Origin of the sequence: Anaerostipes sp. Marseille-Q3525 (assembly GCF_018223505.1) — a bacterium.
GTDB lineage: Bacteria > Bacillota > Clostridia > Lachnospirales > Lachnospiraceae > Anaerostipes > Anaerostipes amylophilus.
Genome location: NZ_JAGTTT010000013.1, coordinates 43975 through 67004, shown reverse-complemented (window position 1 = coordinate 67004; position 23030 = coordinate 43975). Strand labels below are relative to the sequence as shown.

Sequence of the window (23030 nt, the reverse complement as noted above, 5' to 3'; positions counted from 1 at the left end):
GGTTTTATAAACATGCACAATTCCACTACAATTCAAAATAACTCATCAACCAAATTTTTTAATGATTTTTCAAATAGGATTTTTAATTTTTTAAATGATTCTAAAATTATTTCCGAAAAAAAATATGAAACAAATTTAAAATTAATCGAAAATGCTAAAGATATGTCTACTAATGAAAAACTTAATGCAGTAGCATTAAACCATAGACTTAAGAAACAAGAAGATTATGAAAATCTAGCTTTATCATCTGTCATAAATCTAGGCTTATTTGTTTGGTCTTTAATATCTGAGCAATAATCATATAAAACATGATATTTAACAGCTTAACTTTTTTGTTTAGTCACAAAAAAAGAAGGAGAGACTTACAGACTCTCCCCTGCCTGTAGACTTCGCGAGTTTCTACAGAACGATCATTTCAACTACACAATCTCATTTTTAAATTATCAATACTTCCTACTCCTCCGTCTTAATCGAACTAATCACCACATCCCCCAACTGGCACCCCACCTTCCGAACCACAATATCCTCAATCTGACTCCTCTCAACCTTAGAGAGGCCTTTTTTATTAACAAGCACATCCACCTTCCCATTAGTAATCGTAACAATACTATTCAAAAATCCCTTAGCCCCCAGCAGATTCTCCGCCGCCGTCTCCATCTCCATCTGCTCTGACAGCATCGCCAGTTTATCCACCGCATCCTGTTTCACACTATCTTTCACTGTCTGATTCTTAATAATCTCTTCCAGTGTATCCTTCGCCTTGCTATGTGTCTGCTCCCTCTCTAATTTCGCTTTCGCCACATAATTACTAACCTGAGCATTTGTAAGCACCGCTTCTCCAACATCAGTCACGTCATCGGTTACTGCTGCCGCACTTTCTTTTGCCACATTCTTTGAAACTGTCTTCGTCTTGCCATTCTTCGTCCCAGCCGATTCGTATTTCTGACTATAATTTACATACCCTGCAACAGCGATCACAACCGCTAAGGTCATGATGATCATCTGATTTTTCTGAAATACTTTTTTCATTGTTAGGAATCCTCCATTTTTAAGACTTTCACTTTATAAGATGAAATATGAAATAACACAGAAACTGCTTCAACGATCTGATTCTTTATAATATCATTCCCGCCGCCTTGGGCGACAACGACCACTCCTTCGACAACTGGTTCTACTTCTTTGATCACGTATGGAACTTTTTTTCCATCTTCTTCGACTAAGACGGTCTGTTCCTCTTCTTTGACTGTTTTTTCTTTTTCACTGCTACTTTGTTCGTAGGGACTGTCTTTATTTACGACAGCCTCTTTGGATGAATTAACGGTGATCATCACTTTTACTTTTCCGACTCCTTCTACATGTTTTAATGCATTGACCAATCGTTTTTCCTGCTTTTTCACATAGAGATCCGTAGAATCTTCTTTTGCTGTGGTTTCAGTGCTTTGTGCGTTCTTCTTTGTCTTCCCGGATGGGATGCTTACGATGATCAGGCTGATGCCAAGAAGTAAGATCAGGCAAAGTTTTGGAATGCCGATATTTTCGATCAGATGTTGTAGTTTTTCCCTCTCTATCATATTTCTTCTACTCACTTATATTTATATTAGATTCCTTCATATTATAGAAGTTTGAAATTGCGGTTTTTAGTTTCTTTGTATGACGAAGCTTGTCTGTTTTGATATCGATCTTTTCGATGGTTCCTTTTTCATTTACCTGTGAAGTGATGTTTAATACTTTGATATCGTACTGTGAAAACAATGTTGTGATCTGTTCTTTGATCTGATTTTGTTTTTCTTCTTTTGCACCATCTAAAAATGCAGGGTTATTTTCTCCTTTGACTGCGGTGGAGATTGCCTGTGTTACGATATCTTCGTTGGATAAATAATAGGAAACTGGCTGCATCATCAGGGAGATGAGCATAAATCCTGTCATTAACCGAACGTATGGCCGGTAGATGCTTTTGTCGCAGAGCTGATCGATCAGTGTTGTTAAGATCAGAAAAAATATGATCATTTTCAGATAATCCATAATCCTTACCCCGCATAATAATTGACGTTGGTTGAGAATGCAATCAATGCCACGGATAGGATAAATAACAGTGCCATCGTAAAGATCATCGAAAGCATTAATTTTCCGCTTTGAATGACTGCATCCATCGCTCCGGTGATCCTTTTGTCGGATATTGGCTGGATCATGATTCCTGCCAGCAGATAGGTAAGAACAACTGCTGTGATCTCTATGACTGGTGGAACGATGATCACGATCAGTACAAGGATTCCAACGGCTCCGATGCTGTTTTTGATCACAACTGCCGAACCGATGACCATGGTCATGGCTGAATTCAAACCACTTCCGATTCCTGGAATGGCACTCATTCCTTTTTGGAGAACTGTATTTTTCATGGAATCAACGGCTGGAAGGATCATCGACTGGATCAGCTGGACTCCTAACAGGACACTTAGGAATCCTTTGAGCAAAAACTTGATCACACCTTCGAGCGTTTTACATAGTCTTGAAAAATGTTCTTCTTTTGATATATGGTTGATGATCTTTAAGACAAATAAGATCTTGATCATCGGAAGTAATACAACATTTATAAGGGTTGTCATTGCATAGATCAGCAGAAGATAGAATTCATAAACTGTCGTTGATGTCGTGATCCCGGAAGTTGAGACAACAGCCAGTGAATATGCCATGATCATTCCTTTCATATAATCTGCCATTAAGGTAACGAGCTGTGTCACTGTTTTGTTTAAATAAAAAAAGGAATGTACCATGACACCGCATAGGATCACATAAGTAATATAAAATGCACTATTGGCTGTGCTTTGCTGAAAAAAGGAATCGGACAGATTTTTAAAGATGGCTGCGGTAAATGCGATCAGAAGGATTTCTCTGATCAGGTCTTTTTGGATCAACATACGGTTTAAAAAGACCTCTTTCATTTTGGCTTTGATCGTATGCAGAACACCTTTTACATTTCCGTGGATCAGCTGTTTTACTAATTGTGTATAAGATAGATCGATCTCTTTGTCTTTTAAGGTGTTTTCCACATTGGTAAACATATCTTCGTTGAGTTTTGTTTCTTTAGCTGAGATATCATTTGTTCTAGTAAGGATCAATAAAAACAGCAGGGCCAGCAGGAATATTCTTTGTTTCATGTGCCATTTCCCAATAGTTTCTGGATCGTTCCAAGCAGCGATTCAAAGACTGGAAGTCCAACAATCAGGATCGCTAATTTTCCTGCAAACTCAATCTGCTTTGCAATCGATGCCTGTCCTGCGTCTTTGCATATGTTGGATGCAAACTCGCAGATGAAGGAGATACCGATCAGTTTTAAAAGAATCTGGAAATAACTTTTTGGGATTTTGGAATAGGATCGGATCGTCTCAAAAACTGCTAAAATCTCTTCCATTTGTTTTAATCCATACATTGCCAGAAGAATGCTTGAGATCACTGCGATCACGACTGCGATTTCTGGACGGATCGTTTTGATCTTCATGGCGATCAAACTTGCAACGATCCCAAAGACTGCGACTTTTATCATCTTAGTATCCGCCTCCAATCTCTAGGATATCGTAAAAAGTGTCTGAACACTTTCAAACAGATCATAGATATACGGAATCACCCAGCCAAGAACAAGGATCAGTCCTGCAAGTGTGATCAAAAAAGCCTGTTCGTCTCTTCCGGAATGTTTTAACACCTGCACAAGGATCGTTACAAGAATTCCGACGGCTGCGATGCGAAAAATGATATTGACACTCATAACTCCCTCCTTGTCATAAAATGATCGCGATGTATTTTATAATAAAATGATCACGATCAAGACACTTAGTGATATTCCAAGACTTCGATACATTTTACAGTTTTTTACTACTTGATCTTTCATCAGAAAAATCTGGTCATCGAGCTGTTCGATCGTTAACAGGATTGTTTTTTCCTGCATCTGCTGATCCAGGTATCCGATCGTTTCTCCCATATTTTTTAATATTTCATAAAACTTCGGTTCGTAGATCACCTGTTTTAATTTCTTTTCAGCTGCCTGCTGCCATACTTTAGCAAAGGATTCTTCGCTATGTGTCTCTAACTGTTTTGCCACGTTTTTTAGGAATGGCTGGTATTCTTTTTCTGTTTTTGTTGATATTTTTAATACCGCTTCTGGAAGCGGGGTAAATCCATAGCGGATCTCTCCTTGCAGAAGGTATAACATTCGTTTGATCGCAATTCCTTGTTCCAAACGTCTTTGTTCTTTTGCGGCTTTGTGAAATCCAAATCCGATCCCTGCGAAAATGACGATCAGTGATCCTAATACTTTGATCAATTTAGTACCACCCCGTTTTCATCCATGATCTTTGTGATATATCCTGGTTGGTCTCGCTGTTCTAAGATCACGTAGCGTTGGAACATTTTTTTGTTGATGATCTCTCGCATATAGGGATTCTTAGATAAGGATTCCTTATTCTTTCCATGAGCGGTTGCTAAAATGCTACATCCGCGGTAGGCACAGAAAAATAAAGCTTCAACATCTTCTTTGCTTCCGATCTCATCCACAGCGATCACATCAGGTGCCATGGATCGGATCAGCATATTCATTCCCTGCCCTTTTTCACATGCATCCATAACATCGGTCTGGATACCGAGATCATTTTGGGCAACACCTTGATAACATGCTCCGATCTCGCTTCGCTCATCGACAACGCCGACGGTCTGTCCTTCATCGGAGATTTTTCTTATCATATCCCGGAGTAATGTTGTTTTTCCACAGCCAGGTGGTGAAATGATCAGGGTTGGAATGAGTTTTCCCATTCTGGTGCATAGCGAATATAAGGTGTCTGCGCATCCTTTCACTTCATGTGCAACGCGGATATTTAAACCGGAAATATGTCGAATTGTTTTGACTTTGTCATGGTCCATGACAACGGTTCCGCAGATTCCAACTCGGTGTCCGCCTCGGATCGTTAAAAATCCTTGTTTTAACTGTTCGATATAAGCATACATCGAATAGCTGCTGATATATTCCATGGCTTGTCTGATCTCTTGTGAGGTTACGATATGTAATTGTTCTTTTCTTGTTGTGATCTTTCCCTGTTCAGATAGATAACAGGCTTTTGATCTGTATTTTAAAATGACTGGCTTTTGAATGCGCAGGCGGATTTCCTGAAGGTCGTCCCAGTTGATGTCTGCCTGCTTTATGATGGTTCTGATATGTAATGGAAGGATTCCTAAGATTTCTTCCTCTTTCATAAATTTAAAAACACCTCCCCATTTTGGTATAATCCAAATATATGTGATAGAAGGTGTTTTTATGAATATTGTTTTATTTTTCTTCGTTTATTTTTTCTTCTGATAATATGGTGCGATCTGATCAAAGGATTGTCTTAACTGATACTGGAAGTTATTTTGTTTGACGATATTTGTCTTCTGGGTGACAAACTTGTCTAACTTCTGCATGTACTCTTCTTCTGTGACGGTTCCTTCTGCCACGTAGGTTAATCCTTTTTCCCAGCTTGCAGTTAAGGTTGGGTTTAGGAGTGATCCAATGGATGCACTGACAACGTTTACGATCATCTCTCCAGTTAACGTTGGAGTTACGATCTGTGTCTTTTTATTTAATGCGATGTATTTATTGGACACAAGTTTCTTGACAATCTCGGCTCTTGTCGCACTCGTTCCGATTCCGCTTCCTTTGATCTGTTCTCTTAAATCTTCATCTTCAATGAGCTGTCCTGCATTTTCCATGGCAAGGATCAAAGAACCTGAGTTGTATCGTTTTGGTGCGGATGTTGTTCCATCTTTGATCTTGTATTCTTTGACTGGTAGTTTCATACCTTTCTTTAAAGATGAGATCGCATTGATCTGTTCTTCTGTTAATGCAACTTCTTTTTTCTGGCCGCCCATTCCAGTCACTTTTAAGTATCCTGGGTCTTTTAGCATCTTAAAGTTTGCAAAGAATGCTTCACCTTTGGTCTGTGTCTCTAATTTGATTTTTAGATAAACGGCTGGCGGCATAAAGATGCTTAGGAATCTTCTGGCAATCACATCGTAGACTTTCTGTCCCATCTCTGAAATTCTTGATAAACTGTTTACCGCATGTCCAGTTGGAATAATGGCATAATGGTCAGTGATTTTTTTATCATCGACATATTTTGTCTTGATGATTCCTTGGTATTTCTTGCCTTGCATGATCTCATTTGCAAAACCTGATAATGGGGCATAGTTGTTTAGTCCGCTGATGTTTTTGTAAATCTCCTTAGCCACCGCACTGGATAAGACTCTGGCATCCGTTCTTGGGTATGTAACCAGTTTCTTCTCGTATAAATCCTGTACGACTTTTAATGTCTCATCCGGGCTTAGCTTGAATCGTTTGGAACATTCATTTTGTAATTCTGCCAGATTATATAATAATGGTGGATTCTTCTTTTCCTGTCGTTTGGAGGATGATACAACGATTGTCTCATTGTTGCTGCCATCTTCTAAATATTTGATAAATTCCTGTGCATCTTTCTTATCCAGGAATCCATTGTCTTTATATAACTTGTTAGATTCAAAGTATTTTGATCCTTTGACCGCTTTCCATTCCGCTTCTACCTGAAATCCCTGACAGTCAAAGTGTCCTAAGATTCTGTAAAACGGTGTTGGCACAAAGGTTCGGATCTCTCGTTCTCTCTTTACGATCATTCCGAGAACGCAGGTCATCACTCGCCCGACGGCTACGACTAAGCTTCGTTTTTGATTTAAATAGTTTCCAAGGGTCCAACCGTATTTGAGTGTCAGAACTCTTGAGAAGTTGATTCCCATTAAATAGTCTTCTTTGGCTCGCAGGTATGCGGCGGCTGCTAGGTTGTCGTATTCACTTAAGTCTTTCGCTTCTTTTACCCCGCGGATCACTTCTTCTTTTGTCTGGGAGTCGATCCAGACACGTTTTTTCTTCTTGTCTTTGCTGACATTTGCCTGCTGGTCTACTAGGCGGTAAATGTATTCTCCTTCTCGTCCGGAGTCAGTGCAGACGTAGATCGTATCGATATCTTCTCGGTTTAGGAGTGATGATACGATATCAAACTGTTTTTGTACTCCTGGGATCGTTTCATATTTAAATGTATCTGGGATAAATGGAATGGTTTCTAAGTCCCATTTCTTCAGTGCAGGGTCATATTGGTCTGGATAAGACATGGTAACTAAATGTCCGACGCACCATGTGATGACTGCCTTGTCTCCTTCCATGTATCCGTCTCTGTTTTTTGCATTTATATTCAGTGCCGCTGCAAATTCTCTGGCGACACTTGGTTTTTCTGTGATAAATAGTGCTTTCAAAAAAATACCTCTTTCTAAAAGTTTTACATAATATTATATCATATTGCTTTGAAACATGATATAATAAATTTTGATTTATGGGATTTTAAAGGATAGGTCCCATTTTAACTTTATATGGAAAGGATGATATAAATGTTTTTAAATGAAGCAACAAAACTTCGTGCACAGACGATTATCAAAGGTCTGGAAAAGAGAAATATGGAGGGTGTCTTCTGCGAGACAAAGGAAGATGCACTTGCGAAAGCTTTAAGTTACATAGAAGAAGGTTCTTCTGTTACTTGGGGTGGTTCCATGAGTATTTCTGAAATCGGTTTAATGGATGCAGTGAAGAATGGTAACTATGAAATCATTGACCGTTCTGTTGCAAAAAATTATGACGAGCAGCGTGAGATCTTTTCTAAAGCAGTATTAGCTGATTACTATCTAATGAGTTCCAATGCGATCACGCTTGATGGTGAACTGATCAATATTGATGGTACTGGTAACCGTGTTGCATGTTTAACTTATGGACCTAAGAATGTGATCATGATCGTTGGTATGAATAAGGTTGTCAATGATGTAGAAGATGGTATAAAGAGAGTCCGCAACTTTGCCAGTCCTCCAAACACTCTTCGTCTTGGACTTAAAACTCCTTGTTCTATGACTGGTCGTTGTGGTGACTGCTATGGTGACACTTGCATCTGCAGCCAGATTGTTGTAACACGTCGTCAGAGTGCTGCAATGAGAGGCCGTATTAAAATCATTCTTGTAGGAGAATCTTTAGGATATTAGATTTTTCTTAATAACTACATAAAGAGAGAACTTTTATGAAATCTAAAAAAAATTATATTTATTTTTTGTTACTCGCTGTTTTTATGATACTCGTCCATGTTTATATAAAACCTGTTTTCGGAGATGAAATTCATTTTCGGGCAAAACTGATCAGCTATCATTATGATATTTTATCGCTTCTTAAATGGCGATGGATGAATTGGAGTTCGCGTTTTATTCTCGAATTTCCAATGTATCTTATGGCAGTCCTGCCTTCTATTTTATGGAAGATCATTGACTGCATCTGTTTTATAGCAGTATTTTATATGATATCCATATATACAGATAAGAAATTATTTTTGCTGACTTGTATTTGTTCTTATCCGCTGATCCATCTTGCTTCTGCTGGATGGATCGCAACAACGACAAACTATTTGTGGCCGTTTACAGCTGGACTTGCTGCTTTTTATTTGTTTATGAAACTTGTCAGTCAAGCTGACTTAAACGTTCCACAATTTCTTTTATATTCGTTGTTATTGATATATGCCGCAAACAGTGAACTTATTTCCTGTCTGTTTTTATTGGCGGTTTTGTTATTCTTTGTTTATGATCACCTATTTTATTATAGACGCCGACTGATCAAAAATCGAAAGGTTATCATCTGGTCTCTTCTGCTATCGATCGCAGGAATCGTTAATGTATTGATCTGCCCAGGGAATCAAAATCGAATTGCAAAAGAGATTACACAGTGGATGCCTGATTATGCACAATTATCATTTTTCAGGAAATTGCAGCTTTGTGTTGTATCAACGATTCAACATTTTACTTCTATTCCAAATATGATCTTTCTATTGTTAGGTTTTCTTATTGCATGTATCATAATTTCGGATCAGCGTTTCAATCTGTTATATAAACTGATCGGCACAGTTCCTTTTGTCATCAGCTTATTATTGACCGCATATTATGGCTGGTTTAGCATTTTGAAAAAACATAATCTAAATTATGTGCTTCCAGAAGTAACAATGAAATCATCCTCTCAGATTCTTATGCAGATGATTCTTTTTGTATTATCTGTAATCTATCTTATCTGTATGTTGATTTCTATTTTTTACATCTTCCGTGATGACACAAAATATGGAGTGAAACAATATGAGCAAAGTTTCTGTCTCGTTAGTATTTACTTTGGTGGACTGATCTCGCGTTTTACATTATTATTCTCTCCTACGATGCTTGCATCTGGAACACGTATTTATTTTATTTTCTATATGGCACAAATATGGATCTTATCAAAATTATTTGAAAAAATAAAAAGTCAGCCACTTCGTATTTTATGCTATATCATATGCATTGCAGGAATCATAGTCAATCTTATTATGCTTTATATGTTACAGCGAAAATACGTCTGATGCTTTAGATTCTGAATAAAAAGTAAGCACTGATATGGTATATATTACCTGTCAGTGCTTGTTTTTTTATAACAATCATAGTAAAATCAAACTAGATTATGACATATTTCGACATTTATTATAACAATTTTGATTTTATGAGGTTTTTCTATGATTTATGATATTTATGATGCATCCATACATTCTTATCCTGCCGGCAGACTTAGTGATGGTGTTTCTTTTGATCGAAAGATTCTTGAAATCCGACAGATTCCTGGTGGATTTTTATTTCCGCGTATAAGTTGTCATTTTGAATTTATCTATCTTCTCTCTGGCACTATGGAATTTCGTATCCGCCAAAAGGCTTTCTTGGTATCTTCCGGTGAGGGATTTTTTATCAACATGAATGAGATTTATTCGGCTTGTACTTATCAATCTTATGACTGCCACTTTGTCATTTATCGTGTTTCACCATCCGTCTTATTTCAGACCGAAAACAATCCTTTGTATCAGAAATATATCCGACCCCTGATCGATCAGCCTTCTTTTGGATACCAGACACTTGTACCAAAAATTCCTTGGCAGAAATATATTCTTGAAATGATTCGTAAAATGAATGATATCTGTGACCGTCCTGTTGATGGTTATGAATTGAAGATCAACCATTTTGTAAACGAGATCTTTTATTATATCTTTCATAATGTGAATCTCTCCAAAGAACTGTCCTTAAAAGAATCCAGAGATTTGGAACGTATGAAAGATGTGATGATATATCTCAATAAAACGATCGACCAAAAGCATACACTCGCTGATATTGCTTCTTACTGCCATCTAAGCAATAGTGAATGCTGCCGACTCTTTCAAAGAAATGTTCATCTAAGTCCTGTGGATTATCTGAATCAGCTTCGTATTCATATGAGCTTGTCTGAGATCATCAAACATGAGAAAAAGATAACAGATATCGCTAAGATGTATGGTTTCTCTGGCAGCAGTTATTTCTCTGAAATGTTTAAAAAGACCCTCGGCATAACGCCAAGAGCCTTTTATAAATCTGTTCTTCAGCAACAAACTCTTTCTTCTAACGCTGATCCCATTCACGGAAGGCGATGAATTTCGTCTTCCAAAGAAGGCTCAATGCTGGTGTTAATGCCCAGATCATCTTTGTCTCTTCTTGCATGATCAGATCGATCTTTAATATCCCCGCATACTGAATTACCAGTAGTAACGTAAAGATCACTAGTAATCCATATGCAACAGAATAAGAATTATGCACTTTCTGCCCGATCTTCTCACTAAAGTAAAAGCGATCCAGCGTCAGAGAAATGATCGAGATCACTGATAAAATGATATTGATCGTATAAAATGTATGCATATCCATATGATTAAACCAAGTTGCCAAAACTCCTAGAAAGATTATGATCTGTGCATACCATAATACTTTTTCCTGTTTTTCATATTGATTTCTCATCGATTGAAACCTCTTTTTCTTTCTTTTAATAATGAATAAATACAGGATCTCCGATCTTCGTCAGGTTATATACAGATCTTGCATCTGATAATGTTAAGTTAACACATCCATGAGATCCATTCGTCTTATAATACGTTGGTGACCAGCTTCCCCAGTCTCCTCTGCTGCTGTAATGATATCCTGTTCCTGTCCACATGATCCTTGTCCAGTATCTTGTTGGAACACTGTAATCCGCACCTGTTAATGTCTTTGTAAGTTTCTTCTCTTTGATGTCATAAACACCAGTTCTTGTGATACGATCTGGTGTTGCTTTTCCAGTGATACAGGTTGTGCTGAATACAAGTTTTCCTTTCTTGTAGACGAAAACTTCCTGTGCTGACAGATCAACTTCACTGTAGTTTTGTGTATCCCAGTCATTTTGCTTGTTCGTATAATCCATACGATATCCTTTGTGGCTGTAGACTGGTTTTAAGCTTGTAAGTAAAGCCTGTTCATTCTCCTTGGAAGGGTCTTTCTCATAGGCTTTGATCGCAGATTCTTCTGGTGCTTTCTTTAACGCTTTCATTGTCTGTGCGATAACTTTATCATAATCAATACGCCATCCATAGTCTCCACCACTGACTTTGATTTTCTTACCTGAATGTGTCTTAAATGTTCTGGCAATTCCCTGTGTCTTATATTTTAAGCAAAAACTTTCCAGCCATTTTTCAACTTTTGCTTGGCTTAATTTTACTGTTCGTTTCTTTGTGTTCACTGTGATACAATCTTTTAATGCATCTGGTCCTAATGTTTCCTTTACACCATTTCCCATATCCCACTGGATAAAATGAAAAAGGTATTCGTTATAAGTTGTCTGCATTTGTTTTAACTGCTCATCATCATGATATAAACCTGGTTTCACATAGACATCTGGATTGTTTTTCTCATCTGTTAAATTCAATGTTTTACTTAAGGATTCTACAGATCTCTTTGTTGCATTATAGAATTCTTTTCGATTGAGATAGTTTCCTTTGTCTTCTTTCTGAATCACACCATACTTCTTATTGGTATCATATGTAATTGTTGCATCAACCGGTTTTGTAATCTTATAAGAATCATTGCCTTTTACTAATACAGACTGTTTTAATTTTTTATTTAATTTCTTCTCTGATAATGTTACTGCTGTAACATTTGTCTTTGATCCACCAAAGAATGCTGAGAATACACTTTTCTTGTGCTGCGCATCATATGCTTCTTTGACTTTTTCTTCAGAAGTAAAAGCAAGATCAATCTCTTTTCCTGAAATCATTTCCTGCCCTTTATTTCTTCCCTTGATCTTTAACTTGTAAGAATCAATGGATTTCTTTACTTTCTTCACTGATTCTTCGTATGTCATTCCTGACACATCAACCTTGTTAAATGTACTCCCCGGATACCAACGGTTCTGATAATGGGCATGGACACCGATAGCGGCTGCTATTAAAACAACCGCTACGACACCTCCTATGATTCCCCCTTGTTTCTTTGTAATCCTCATTTTAATTTTTGCCTCCAAATCCAACACTATGATGGATTATTCATAGATTGGATATTTTTTTGTTAATCCTAATACTAATTCGTTTGCTTCATCAAGCTTCTTATCTAATAATGTCAGACGGATAGCTTTTGCGATCACTTTCATATCGTCTTCTTTCAGTCCACGTGTTGTAACAGCTGGTGTTCCAAGACGTAATCCTGATGTTACAAATGGAGATTTTGGATCGTTTGGTACTGTGTTCTTGTTACATGTGATATGTACAGAATCAAGTACTTTTTCAGCTTCTTTTCCTGTCAGACCATATTTCTTAAGGTCTACTAACATTAAGTGGTTGTCTGTTCCTCCAGATACGATATCGAATCCTTCTTCGATCAGTGCATTTGCAAGAGTATCTGCATTCTTCACAACCTGTTTCATATAATCTTTAAATGATGGATCTAATGCTTCTTTAAATGCTACAGCTTTACCAGCAATTACGTGCATTAATGGTCCACCCTGGATTCCTGGGAAGATTGCTTTGTTGAAGTTATATTTTTCGTTCACTTCGTTGCTGCACATGATCATTCCACCACGAGGTCCTCTTAATGTCTTATGTGTAGTAGTTGTTGTTACATGAGCATAAGGGATTGGACTCTGGTGTAATCCTGTTGCAACTAATCCTGCGATATGAGCCATATCTACCATTAAAACAGCTCCAACTTTGTCAGCGATCTCACGGAAACGTTTGAAGTTGATCTCCCTTGCATATGCGCTTGCACCAGCGATGATCATCTTTGGTTTGCATTCTAATGCAATTCTTTCTACTTCATCATAATCGATGAATCCTTCTTCGTTTACTCCGTATGGTACGCAGTGATAGTTTTTACCAGACATGTTGACTGGGCTTCCGTGTGTTAAATGTCCACCATGGTCTAAGCTCATTCCCATGTATGTATCTCCGACATTTAATACTGCGAAAAATACTGCCATGTTAGCCTGTGCTCCAGAATGGGGCTGTACATTTACATATTCACATCCAAATAATTCTTTGGCACGTTCTCTTGCAAGATCTTCTACAACGTCTACATACTGGCATCCACCATAGTAACGTTTTCCTGGATATCCTTCTGCATATTTGTTTGTTAAATGACTTCCCATTGCAGCCATAACAGCTTTTGAAACAAGGTTTTCAGATGCAATCAACTCAAGATTTGTTCTCTGTCTTGTTAATTCGTTTTCCATTGCTTCTGCTAATTCTGGATCGTAGTTTTTTACTTCGCTAAAATCAAACATAGTTTTCTCCTTTATATGTTATGTAAAATAATATTATGTCTCGTATGTTATGTCTATCTGTCTGATCTTTTTATTGATCGTTTGATTTATCTGATTATTCCTGGAACTGTTCTTTTAACGCTTCCACTGCACGTTCTACGCGGCTTTGTTTGATCAAAACTGTGATCTTGATCTCTGATGTATAGATTAAGTGGATGTTGATTCCACGGTTATATAATGCTTCAAACATCTTAGATGCTGCTCCACTATTAGACATCATTCCTGCTCCGACGATGGATACGATTCCAACTTCTTTGTCACTAATGATCTCATCATAATCTGCTTCATCAAATGCTTTCTTTAATGTTTCAACGGCATGATCTGCTTCATCCTGTGCTACAACAAAAGAGATGTCTTTGTTCTCTCCTCGTCCGATAGACTGAAGAATCAGTTCCACGTTGATTTTTTCTTCTGCAATGGCACCAAAAACTTTGGCTGCGATTCCAGGCTGGTTTTTGATTCCTTTGATTGCGATCAGTGCAACTTCAGAGTTAGACTGAACACCGCTAAATAACATTTTCTCCATCTGATTATTCCTCCTCTGGTGTTGAAAGTTCAATTCCAAGTTCTTCTAACTGTAATGTATCAACCGGTCCTGGAGCCTGTGTCATCAGACAAGATGCATCTTTAACTTTCGGGAAGGCGATGACATCACGAATACTGTCTTCTCCTGTTAACCACATAACAAGACGGTCAAGACCATAAGCTAAACCAGCATGTGGTGGTACTCCATATTTAAATGCATCTAATAAGAATCCGAAGCGGTTGTGTGCATCTTCTTTTGTAAATCCAAGAGCTTCAAACATCTTCTCCTGAATATCATCCTGATGGATACGGATAGATCCACCACCAAGTTCTGTACCATTTAATACGATATCGTATGCTTTCGCACGGACATCTCCTGGTCTTTCATCGATGAATTCAAGATCTTCTTCAAATGGCATTGTAAATGGATGATGCATTGCTGTGTAACGGTTCTGTTCGTCGCTCCACTCAAGTAATGGGAATTCTGTTACCCATAAGAACTTGTACTGGGATTTATCGATCATATCGTACTGTTTTGCAATGTGAAGTCTTAAATTACCAAGAACATCAAAGACAACTTTATCTTTGTCTGCAGCAAATAATAATAAGTCTCCTGCTTCTCCATCCATTGCTTTGATCAGTGCATCCATCTCTTCTTCTTTCATGAATTTGGCGAAGGATGATTTCACTGTTCCATCACTCTTTAACTGAATGTATGCCAGACCTTTGGCTCCGAAGTCTTTTGCGTAATCAACGAATCCGTCGATCTTCTTACGTCCAAGATCTCCTAAACCTTTGGCATTTAATCCTCTGACTGATCCACCATTTTCTAATGCTCCTTTAAATACCATAAAGTCGCATCCAGCTACTGTCTCGGATACATTTGTAAGTTCCATTCCGAAACGCATATCTGGTTTGTCAGATCCAAAGCGGTCCATTGCTTCTTTGTATGTCATGCGAAGCATAGGAAGCTGTACATCAATATCTAATACTTCTTTAAAAATCTTCTTTAACAGACGTTCGTTTACATCGATGACATCATCAACGTCAACAAATGAAAGTTCCATATCGATCTGTGTAAACTCTGGCTGACGGTCTGCACGTAAATCTTCATCACGGAAACATTTCGCGATCTGGTAGTAACGATCAAATCCAGAGCACATTAACAGCTGTTTAAATAACTGTGGTGACTGTGGAAGTCCATAAAATTCTCCTGGATGTACACGACTTGGTACAAGGTAATCTCTTGCCCCTTCTGGTGTACTCTTTCCTAAGATTGGTGTCTCGATCTCTAAGAATCCTTCATCACCTAAGAAATTACGCACCATTCTTGTTACATCATTACGAATGCGTAAGTTTCTCTGAAGATTTGGTCTTCTAAGATCAAGATAACGATATTTTAAACGAAGTTCATCTTTGACTGTCTGATTCTCGTCAATTGGAAATGGAGGAGTTTCTGATTCTGATAAGATACGCAGTGTATGTACCTTGATCTCGATATCTCCTGTCTTTAAATTCTCGTTGATCGCTGCACTTCTCTTCTCTACAGTACCTACTGCTGCAACGACATACTCACTTCTTAGAGAGTTTGCCTTATTATAGTCTTCCTCGGATAATACTTCCTGATCAAAGACTAACTGTAAGATTCCTGAACGGTCTCTTAAGTCTACAAAAATAAGACTTCCTAAATTTCTTCGTTTCTGTACCCATCCCATGACAGTGACTTCTGTTCCGATAAGTTTGTTGCTTACCTCTGTACATCGGTGGGATCTGGCTAAACCTGACATTGATTCTGCCATGATATAATTTCCTCCTTCATCCTTTTCACTTTGTACGAAAGGCAGAGCCCAATCTCTGGTTCTGCCTTGTATATTCTTTTATGAATCTTTTCTTACAAGGATCTGTTCGATCTCTGCAGCGTAAAGTACATGATAATCCTCATTAGGATACCACTGTTCATCTAAAGATTTATCAACAAATCCTGCTGGATCCATTGGCTGAGAATATAATTTTTTACAGATCAGTACGATCTTTGCTTCCTCAAAAAATGGAATCCCATTCGCATCTGTTGGGGTCAGACGTGTCTTTGCGATCTTGTCTTCATCTCTTCCTGATACGCTTCCAAGATAGCTTAAATCCTTCTTGAATGTATCATCATAGAAAGATAATGTAAATGATTCTGACTGGTCAATGAATTCTTTTGTATATCTTTGTGGTCTTAGAACTGTCACAGCAACATTCTTTCCCCACATAACACCGAAACCACCCCATGAGGCAGTCATTGTGTTTACTTTTCCTTCTTGATTCTTTGCAGTAACAAGCATCCATTCCTTACCGATCAGACGAAATACGCTCTGGTCGAAGTCTTCTGGTGCCACGATTGCATATTCACTCATGCATTGTTACCTCCTTTCCTGTAATCATTACTCATTATATATGATTTTGTCAAAAATGTCACGAACTAGTACAAGAAAGCATAATTTTATTTTAAACAATCTGCAATCTTATCAAGAGAAACTGTTGTAATCTCTCTTGTTTCCATATTTTTAACATTTCCTTCATTCTTGGCAATCTCATCATCACCAATAATAATTGTATTCTTGGCATTCAGCTTATTTGCATATTTCATCTGAGCTTTTACGCTTCTTCCAAGATAATCTGTTTCTACAACAAATCCCTGATTGCGAAGATCTACAACGATCTGGTAAGCTTTCGCTTTTGCTTCCTGTCCAAGAATTCCTACATAAAGATCAATATCTCTTGTGCATGGGAGATCAACACCTTCTTCTTCTAAGAAATATAGAATTCTTTCTACACCCATACCAAATCCAACAGATGGCATAGATATTTTTCCATCAATCTCATGAACAAGATTATCGTAACGTCCACCACCACATAATGTAAATCCATCTTCATTTACAAATTCAAAGACTGTCTTTGTATAGTAGTCAAGTCCACGAACGATCTCTGTGTCAACTTCATATGGAATATTCAGTGCTTCTAACAAGCTCTTTAATTCTTCAAAGTGTGCCTTACATTCATCGTCTAAGTAGTCGATCGTTCTTGGCGCATCTTTAACAATTTCCTTACATTCTGGTACTTTACAGTCGATAACACGTAATGGATTCTTTTCCATACGTTCTCTACATGTAGGACATAAATGTTCTTCATGCTCTTTTAAATAAGATAATAAGGCTTTATTGTACTCCTTACGGCAGTGTTCGCAGCCAATGCTGTTGATGTGTAATTTTGCATCTTTTAATCCAATCTTTTTAATGAAAGTAGATACTAATGTGATCAGTTCTACTTCAGCTAATGGGCTTTCTGCTCCAACGAACTCAACTCCAAACTGATGGTGCTGTCTTAATCTCCCGCTCTGTGGTTTTTCATAACGGAAAGCTGGTGTGATATAAAACATCTTGATTGGCTGTGGTTCATTTGCAAGTCCATTCTGTAAATATGCACGGATCGCTCCTGCGGTTCCTTCTGGTTTTAAGGAAATACTTCTGTGTCCTTTATCTTCAAATGTATACATCTCTTTCTGAACCACATCCGTTGTTTCTCCAACACCTCTCTGGAAAAGTTCTGTATGTTCGAATACTGGTGTGATGATCTCGTGAATATTATAGGATGCGCATAATTCTTTAAACATATTCTCTAAATATGTGCGCTGGTCCATGTCTTTTCCAAACCAGTCTTTTGTTCCTCTTGGTGCCTGTGTAATCATTGTTGTTCCTCCTCAAATAAATCATCCAGATTGCCTTTTCCTATCACAGTTTCCATAACTCCATCAGAAAATGCAACTCTCTGGAATGCTAAAAATACTTTCATATCAAAATTCTTTACTTCATCGATCATGATATCGAGTGCAGTCTCAACATCAAATCCTTCCCTGTAATCACGATTTGAAATCAATGCGCCGAAAATATCGCATACATGCATGATCCTTCCAACCAATGGAATCTGCTTTCCGACCAGATTATGTGGATAACCAGTACCATCGTAGTGTTCATGATGATATAATACAGCATCTAAGACTGTCTGATCATAATCATAATCTGCAAGGATCGCATATCCGATCGATGGATGCATTCTCATATACCTTGTTTCATCAACGGCCAGAATCTCGTCTTCCACTTTCTCATTCATATAGAAATTAAGTCTTACTTTTCCAAGATCATGTACCATCCCTGCAACTGCAAGATCGTGGCATATCCCTTCTGAAAGTCCCAATTCCTTTCCAACAAGATAAGCTAAATTACTGACAATGATCCCATGACTTAATGTTTCTTTTATATCTGCATGGATCGGTGTCTCGATATCTGTTCGTCCATAACTGATTGCCATAATAAAACTCCTGTTTAGATCATCTTTAATTCTTTTCTATGAATGATCTCATCAATTCGTGTAATATACTGCTTAATATCCTTAAGATTCTCGATGCGGTCCACCTGATGATCTTCTTGATGTACGATCTTTGAAGATGTTCCTGCACCAACTGCTATGATATCATGTAATTCTTCCATAATCAAAATATTGTAAAGACATTCTTTTCCTTTTTTTGAAAAACCGACATTCTCAAGGTTCCCTGGAATATTCTTCTGTCGATATAAATAATATGGTTCCATCTGCATATCTCTTGCACACCTGGCTGCGTAAGATACCATCTCTTCGGTTGCTCCAAAATGATATGTATCTTTCATACGGTTTAATCTTGATGATCGTTTCACCGCAAGTGCATGAACCGTTAAACTTTCTGGATCAAGTTTCTTGATCTCTTCTAATGTATAGGAAAGTTCTTCCATTCCTTCCTCTGGAAGTCCGCAGATCATATCCATATTGATATTGTCAATTCCTGCCTGTCTTGCCATTCTAAACTTCTCTTTGATATCTTTGGATACATGATTCCTTCCGATCAGTTTTAATGTTTTATCATTCATTGACTGTGGATTGATGCTGATCCTCGTAACTCCGTATTTTTTTAAAATTTTTAATTTCTCAAGATTTAAACTATCCGGTCTTCCTGCTTCCACTGTGATTTCTTTTATCTTTGACAGCGGAAATCTTTTGTTGATCTCACATAACAAATATTCCAGATCCTGCTCATTTAATGATGTCGGTGTTCCACCTCCGATATACATTGTCTGGAGTTCTTTGTACGCATACGCCTGCTTTACAAAATCAAGTTCTTTAAATAATGCATCTAAGTAATCCTGTACAATATTCTCGTACTGATCGATCGAATACGATGTAAATGAACAGTACAGACATGTACTTGGGCAAAATGGTATTCCTACATATAAACTGTATCCTTCTTTGTATGGAAATGTTTTTAAAAGTTTTCTCTCTTTTTGTACAGTTTCTGTACAAAGACTTGCTTTCTCCTTGGAAGCCAGATAATCTTTCTGAAACTTATGAATGATTTCTTCGCTGCTTTCTCCTTTTTTATATCCATCAAAAGCAATCTTTGTCGGACGGATTCCAGTTAATGTCCCCCATGGTAGCTGTTTATTCAATGCTTTGGAAAATAACTGATAAATTCCTCGTTTCATCTGATTTTTGAAAAGCTTTTTATCTTCGTAATCGCCAAAGAGCTGATTCTCATCTTCTAATTCACCTTTCTTGTACAGTTTCATATCGATTTCTTGATCTTTATATTGAACTTCCAATATAAAATCGTAGATAGAATCGACGTGATCCGTCAATTCTATCTTCTCTCCGAGCATAAATGCCAATATTAAACTTCTGATATCATATTCATAAATTGTCTTGTTTTGAATTAATCCAATCATAATCTATTGCAGAAACGGATTACTTCTGCTTTCCTCCTCAATCGTTGTTGGTGGTGTATGACCGGATAATACTTTGGTCCATGGCGGCAAAACAAATAATTTCTCTCTGATCGCTGTTAAAAGATCATTCAGATTACCTGTTGGAAAATCAGTTCTTCCAATGCTCATCTGGAATAATGTATCTCCTGAGATCAACCATCCATAATCTGCAAAATAATAACAAACACCGCCTTTTGTATGTCCTGGAACATGAATACATTTTACCTTTGTTCCCAGTACATCAATGATCTCTCCATCTTTCACCAGATGATTTGCCTTTAAAGAAAGATTCATTCCCATCATAGATCCAAGATTCAGATCAGGACTTGCAAGTACTTCTGCCTCACTTTCGTAAAGATAGACATTAAGATCTGGTTTTTGCTCCATCAGATATGGGAGTGCCATCACATGGTCAAAATGTCCATGAGTCAGGCATACACCTGCAAGTTCCATGCCATCCTCTTTTAATGTATCCATAATGCGTTCTCCTTGATCACCTGGATCAAACACGAACGCCTGATTTGTTTTTGTATTCTCAACGATATAACAATTTGTCTGCATTTGTCCAAGACAGATCGTTACCATCTTAAGTGGTCTGTCTAGTCGTAATGTTGTTTCACTCATATTATCACCTATCCTGCTGTTCTTTCGATATCAATCACACCTTCCACATTCCTGATCTTGGTAATGATACGATTCAGCTGCTCTACGCCTGTGATATCAAATGACATACTAAGCGTTGCTCTTCCTTTCTTATTGTTTGATACATTGATCGTAATGATATCAATATCAAGTTCTAAGAAAATCTTAGAAACTTCTGCCAGAAGGCCTTTCCGATTATTCGCATAGATATTAATCTCTGTTGTATATGTCTGCGTTGTATCAGCTTCACTTACCTGCCATTCTGCTTCGATCAAACGTGCCCTGTCTGATTCTGGCATATTCAGCAGATTAATACAATCTGTTCTATGAATAGAAATTCCACGTCCTCTTGTAATAAATCCAACAATTTCATCTCCAGGTACTGGGTTACAGCATTTTGAGAAACGAACAGCAACATCGTTAGCACCTCGTACCACAATCCCACCTTTTGATTTCTTATCTTTCTTCTTCTCTGGATTTGCCGCTGCTGCCTGTGCTGCTTCTGTCGTTTTCTTTAAGACCTGTTCATCTGTGATCTTCTGTTTCTTGATCTTACGGTCTTCTTCCTGCATCTTATTGATGACCTGACCTTCTTTTAATCCACCATGTCCGACTGCTGCGCATACAGAATCCCAGTCTTTAAAGCCGTACTTTAATTCAACTTTCTTAATATATTCCGGCTTCATCAATTCAGAAAGTCTGATACTTTTACTTTTACAATATTTTTCAAGAAGTTCCTTACCCCTTACGATATTCTCTTCTTTAAACTGTCGTTTAAACCACTGATTGATCTTACTTCTTGCCTGTGCTGATTTTACAAGACCTAACCAATCTCGGCTCGGTCCTTTCGAGTTCTGGGATGTAATGATTTCTACACGGTCACCATTTTGCAAATGATAATCAAATGGAACCTGTCTTCCATTAACTCTCGCACCAACCATCTTATTACCAACCGCACTATGGATGGAATAAGCAAAATCGATTGGTGTGGAACCATTTGCAAGGTTTTTAACGTCACCATTTGGTGTAAAACAATATACCTGTTCTGCAAAAAGGTCTAAGTTTGTCTTAAGCAGACTTAAAAATTCCTTGTTATCATCCATGTCACGCTGCCATTCCAGCACTTCTCTTAACCAACTTAATTTCTCTTCTTCTTTGTTAAGTCCCTTGGTATTATTATTCTCTTTATACTTCCAATGAGCTGCAATACCATATTCAGCCACACGATGCATCTCAAAAGTACGGATCTGAATCTCAAATGGATGTCCTTCTGGTCCGATCAGTGTTGTATGCAGTGACTGATACATATTTGGTTTTGGCATTGCAATATAGTCTTTGAATCTTCCTGGAATTGGTTTATACATCTCATGAATGATTCCAAGAGCTGCATAGCAGTCCTTGACGGTATCAACTTTAATTCTTACTGCAAATAGATCATAAATCTGATCGATCGTCTTATGCTGGTTGACCATCTTCTTATAAATGCTGAACATGTGTTTTACACGTCCATCAATCTCTGCCTTTATTCCTGCACGATCAATATGACCTTTCACTTCTTCTACGATCTCCTGGATAAAAGCTTCTCTTTCTTCTTTTGCAGAATTTAACGATTTCTCTAAATCTTCATATACATCTGGCTTTAAATAACATAGTGCAAGATCATCTAATTCGACCTTAATCTTTGAAATACCAAGACGATGTGCGATTGGTGCATAGATATCCATCGTTTCTCTTGATTTCTCTTTTTGCTTCTCTGGGCGCATAAACTGCATCGTACGCATATTATGCAGACGATCCGCTAATTTGATCAGAATCACTCGGATATCTTTCGCCATTGCAAGAAACATCTTTCGTAAGTTCTCCGCCTGAACTTCAATCTTATCCTTGGAATAACTCAACTGTCCTAACTTCGTAACACCATCAACTAACTGGGCAACTTCTTCTCCAAAGTCTCTGACAATATCCTCATGGGTCGTTTCCGTATCTTCTACAACATCATGAAGCAGCCCTGCCATAATCGTTTCTTTGTCAAGTTCTAATTCTGCAAGTATGATCGCAACACAAATAGGATGAATGATATAAGGCTCTCCAGACTTTCGTTTCTGCTTCTCATGTGCCTTGTATGCAACTTTGTAGGCACGCTCTACAGCCTCAATATCTTCTTCATCATAAATGCTTTGCATGGTTGTGATCAGCTGTCGTTTCAGTTCTTCAGGCGGAGTGAAGCTTTCCGGACTGCTGATATCCTTTTTTACACGATTTATGTTTGTTCTGCTTTCTTGTTTCATGCACGGATA

Annotated in this window: 24 protein-coding genes; 4 read left to right on the top strand and 20 right to left on the bottom strand. The window is 37.8% G+C overall.

Going from position 1 to position 23030, the window contains the following annotated elements; translation table 11 throughout:
• Positions 1-297, top strand: a 297-nt coding sequence (locus KE503_RS07925; protein ID WP_212384942.1) for a hypothetical protein, incomplete at its 5' end; no start/stop codon positions are given.
• A 156-nt stretch (positions 298-453) separates the two neighbouring features.
• Here the strand turns inward: KE503_RS07925 and KE503_RS07920 are convergent.
• From KE503_RS07920 to KE503_RS07880, 9 genes are all read right to left on the bottom strand, one after another.
• Entirely contained in the window at positions 454-1029 is a 576-nt protein-coding gene (locus KE503_RS07920; protein ID WP_212384941.1) for a SpoIIIAH-like family protein, read from the bottom strand.
• Positions 1030-1031: 2 nt separating this feature from the next.
• Complete coding sequence (locus KE503_RS07915; protein WP_156722677.1) at positions 1032-1571, bottom strand: stage III sporulation protein AG; 540 nt, start codon at positions 1569-1571, stop codon at positions 1032-1034.
• Positions 1572-1578: 7 nt separating this feature from the next.
• The gene (locus KE503_RS07910; protein ID WP_212384940.1) at positions 1579-2022 is read right to left on the bottom strand and encodes a stage III sporulation protein AF; all 444 of its coding nucleotides are present in this window, start codon (positions 2020-2022) and stop codon (positions 1579-1581) included.
• A 5-nt stretch (positions 2023-2027) separates the two neighbouring features.
• A complete protein-coding gene (locus KE503_RS07905; RefSeq protein ID WP_212384939.1) occupies positions 2028-3155 on the bottom strand; it encodes a stage III sporulation protein AE in 1128 nt (375 codons plus the stop codon).
• Entirely contained in the window at positions 3152-3541 is a 390-nt protein-coding gene (locus KE503_RS07900) for a SpoIIIAC/SpoIIIAD family protein (protein WP_212384938.1), read from the bottom strand. Before KE503_RS07900 ends, KE503_RS07905 begins: the two co-directional genes overlap by 4 nt.
• Before the next feature lie 21 nt (positions 3542-3562).
• Positions 3563-3760: a stage III sporulation protein AC gene (gene spoIIIAC, locus KE503_RS07895; RefSeq protein ID WP_008391038.1), complete on the bottom strand. Its 198-nt coding sequence runs from the start codon at positions 3758-3760 to the stop codon at positions 3563-3565.
• Positions 3761-3796: 36 nt separating this feature from the next.
• Positions 3797-4315 (bottom strand): stage III sporulation protein AB, encoded by a 519-nt coding sequence (locus KE503_RS07890; RefSeq protein WP_022375747.1) that lies wholly within the window; start codon positions 4313-4315, stop codon positions 3797-3799.
• Positions 4312-5238 carry a stage III sporulation protein AA gene (gene spoIIIAA / locus KE503_RS07885; RefSeq protein WP_212384937.1) on the bottom strand — a complete coding sequence of 309 codons (927 nt, stop codon included), beginning with the start codon at positions 5236-5238 and terminating at the stop codon, positions 4312-4314. The genes KE503_RS07890 and spoIIIAA overlap by 4 nt, the downstream gene beginning before the upstream one ends.
• Positions 5239-5325: 87 nt before the next feature.
• A complete protein-coding gene (locus tag KE503_RS07880; protein ID WP_212384936.1) occupies positions 5326-7305 on the bottom strand; it encodes a DNA topoisomerase in 1980 nt (659 codons plus the stop codon).
• Positions 7306-7437: 132 nt separating this feature from the next.
• On the opposite strand from KE503_RS07880, the gene KE503_RS07875 reads away from it, so the two are divergent.
• The 3 genes from KE503_RS07875 to KE503_RS07865 all read left to right on the top strand — a co-directional run bounded on the left by KE503_RS07875 (position 7438) and on the right by KE503_RS07865 (position 10550).
• A complete protein-coding gene (locus KE503_RS07875; protein ID WP_022375750.1) occupies positions 7438-8076 on the top strand; it encodes a lactate utilization protein in 639 nt (212 codons plus the stop codon).
• A 35-nt stretch (positions 8077-8111) separates the two neighbouring features.
• Positions 8112-9461 (top strand): DUF6056 family protein, encoded by a 1350-nt coding sequence (locus KE503_RS07870; RefSeq protein ID WP_212384935.1) that lies wholly within the window; start codon positions 8112-8114, stop codon positions 9459-9461.
• A gap of 150 nt (positions 9462-9611) precedes the next feature.
• Positions 9612-10550, top strand: a complete 939-nt coding sequence (locus KE503_RS07865; RefSeq protein WP_022375752.1) for a helix-turn-helix transcriptional regulator — start codon at positions 9612-9614, stop codon at positions 10548-10550.
• On the opposite strand, the gene KE503_RS07860 is transcribed toward KE503_RS07865, so the two are convergent.
• The 11 genes from KE503_RS07860 to KE503_RS07810 all read right to left on the bottom strand — a co-directional run bounded on the left by KE503_RS07860 (position 10519) and on the right by KE503_RS07810 (position 23021).
• Entirely contained in the window at positions 10519-10908 is a 390-nt protein-coding gene (locus KE503_RS07860; RefSeq protein ID WP_022375753.1) for a hypothetical protein, read from the bottom strand. The two genes, KE503_RS07865 and KE503_RS07860, sit on opposite strands and share 32 nt — an antisense overlap.
• Positions 10909-10933: 25 nt before the next feature.
• Positions 10934-12424 (bottom strand): L,D-transpeptidase family protein, encoded by a 1491-nt coding sequence (locus KE503_RS07855; RefSeq protein ID WP_055197042.1) that lies wholly within the window; start codon positions 12422-12424, stop codon positions 10934-10936.
• 36 nt (positions 12425-12460) lie between these two features.
• Positions 12461-13696: a serine hydroxymethyltransferase gene (gene glyA / locus KE503_RS07850; RefSeq protein WP_055197040.1), complete on the bottom strand. Its 1236-nt coding sequence runs from the start codon at positions 13694-13696 to the stop codon at positions 12461-12463.
• 94 nt (positions 13697-13790) lie between these two features.
• Positions 13791-14261 carry an ACT domain-containing protein gene (locus tag KE503_RS07845; RefSeq protein ID WP_055197038.1) on the bottom strand — a complete coding sequence of 157 codons (471 nt, stop codon included), beginning with the start codon at positions 14259-14261 and terminating at the stop codon, positions 13791-13793.
• A 4-nt stretch (positions 14262-14265) separates the two neighbouring features.
• On the bottom strand, positions 14266-16059 hold the full coding sequence (gene aspS, locus KE503_RS07840; RefSeq protein ID WP_055197036.1) for an aspartate--tRNA ligase: 1794 nt from the start codon (positions 16057-16059) through the stop codon (positions 14266-14268).
• Between the two features lie 78 nt (positions 16060-16137).
• The gene (locus KE503_RS07835; RefSeq protein ID WP_022375488.1) at positions 16138-16656 is read right to left on the bottom strand and encodes a flavin reductase family protein; all 519 of its coding nucleotides are present in this window, start codon (positions 16654-16656) and stop codon (positions 16138-16140) included.
• Between the two features lie 86 nt (positions 16657-16742).
• Positions 16743-17987, bottom strand: a complete 1245-nt coding sequence (gene hisS, locus KE503_RS07830; RefSeq protein ID WP_022375487.1) for a histidine--tRNA ligase — start codon at positions 17985-17987, stop codon at positions 16743-16745.
• Positions 17984-18607 carry an HD-GYP domain-containing protein gene (locus tag KE503_RS07825; protein WP_022375486.1) on the bottom strand — a complete coding sequence of 208 codons (624 nt, stop codon included), beginning with the start codon at positions 18605-18607 and terminating at the stop codon, positions 17984-17986. Before KE503_RS07825 ends, hisS begins: the two co-directional genes overlap by 4 nt.
• Before the next feature lie 14 nt (positions 18608-18621).
• Positions 18622-20052, bottom strand: a complete 1431-nt coding sequence (gene hemZ, locus KE503_RS07820) for a coproporphyrinogen dehydrogenase HemZ (RefSeq protein ID WP_212384934.1) — start codon at positions 20050-20052, stop codon at positions 18622-18624.
• Positions 20053-20055: 3 nt separating this feature from the next.
• Positions 20056-20715: an MBL fold metallo-hydrolase gene (locus KE503_RS07815; protein WP_055197032.1), complete on the bottom strand. Its 660-nt coding sequence runs from the start codon at positions 20713-20715 to the stop codon at positions 20056-20058.
• An 8-nt stretch (positions 20716-20723) separates the two neighbouring features.
• Entirely contained in the window at positions 20724-23021 is a 2298-nt protein-coding gene (locus tag KE503_RS07810) for a RelA/SpoT family protein (RefSeq protein WP_055197030.1), read from the bottom strand.
• Between the last annotated feature and the right edge of the window lie 9 nt (positions 23022-23030).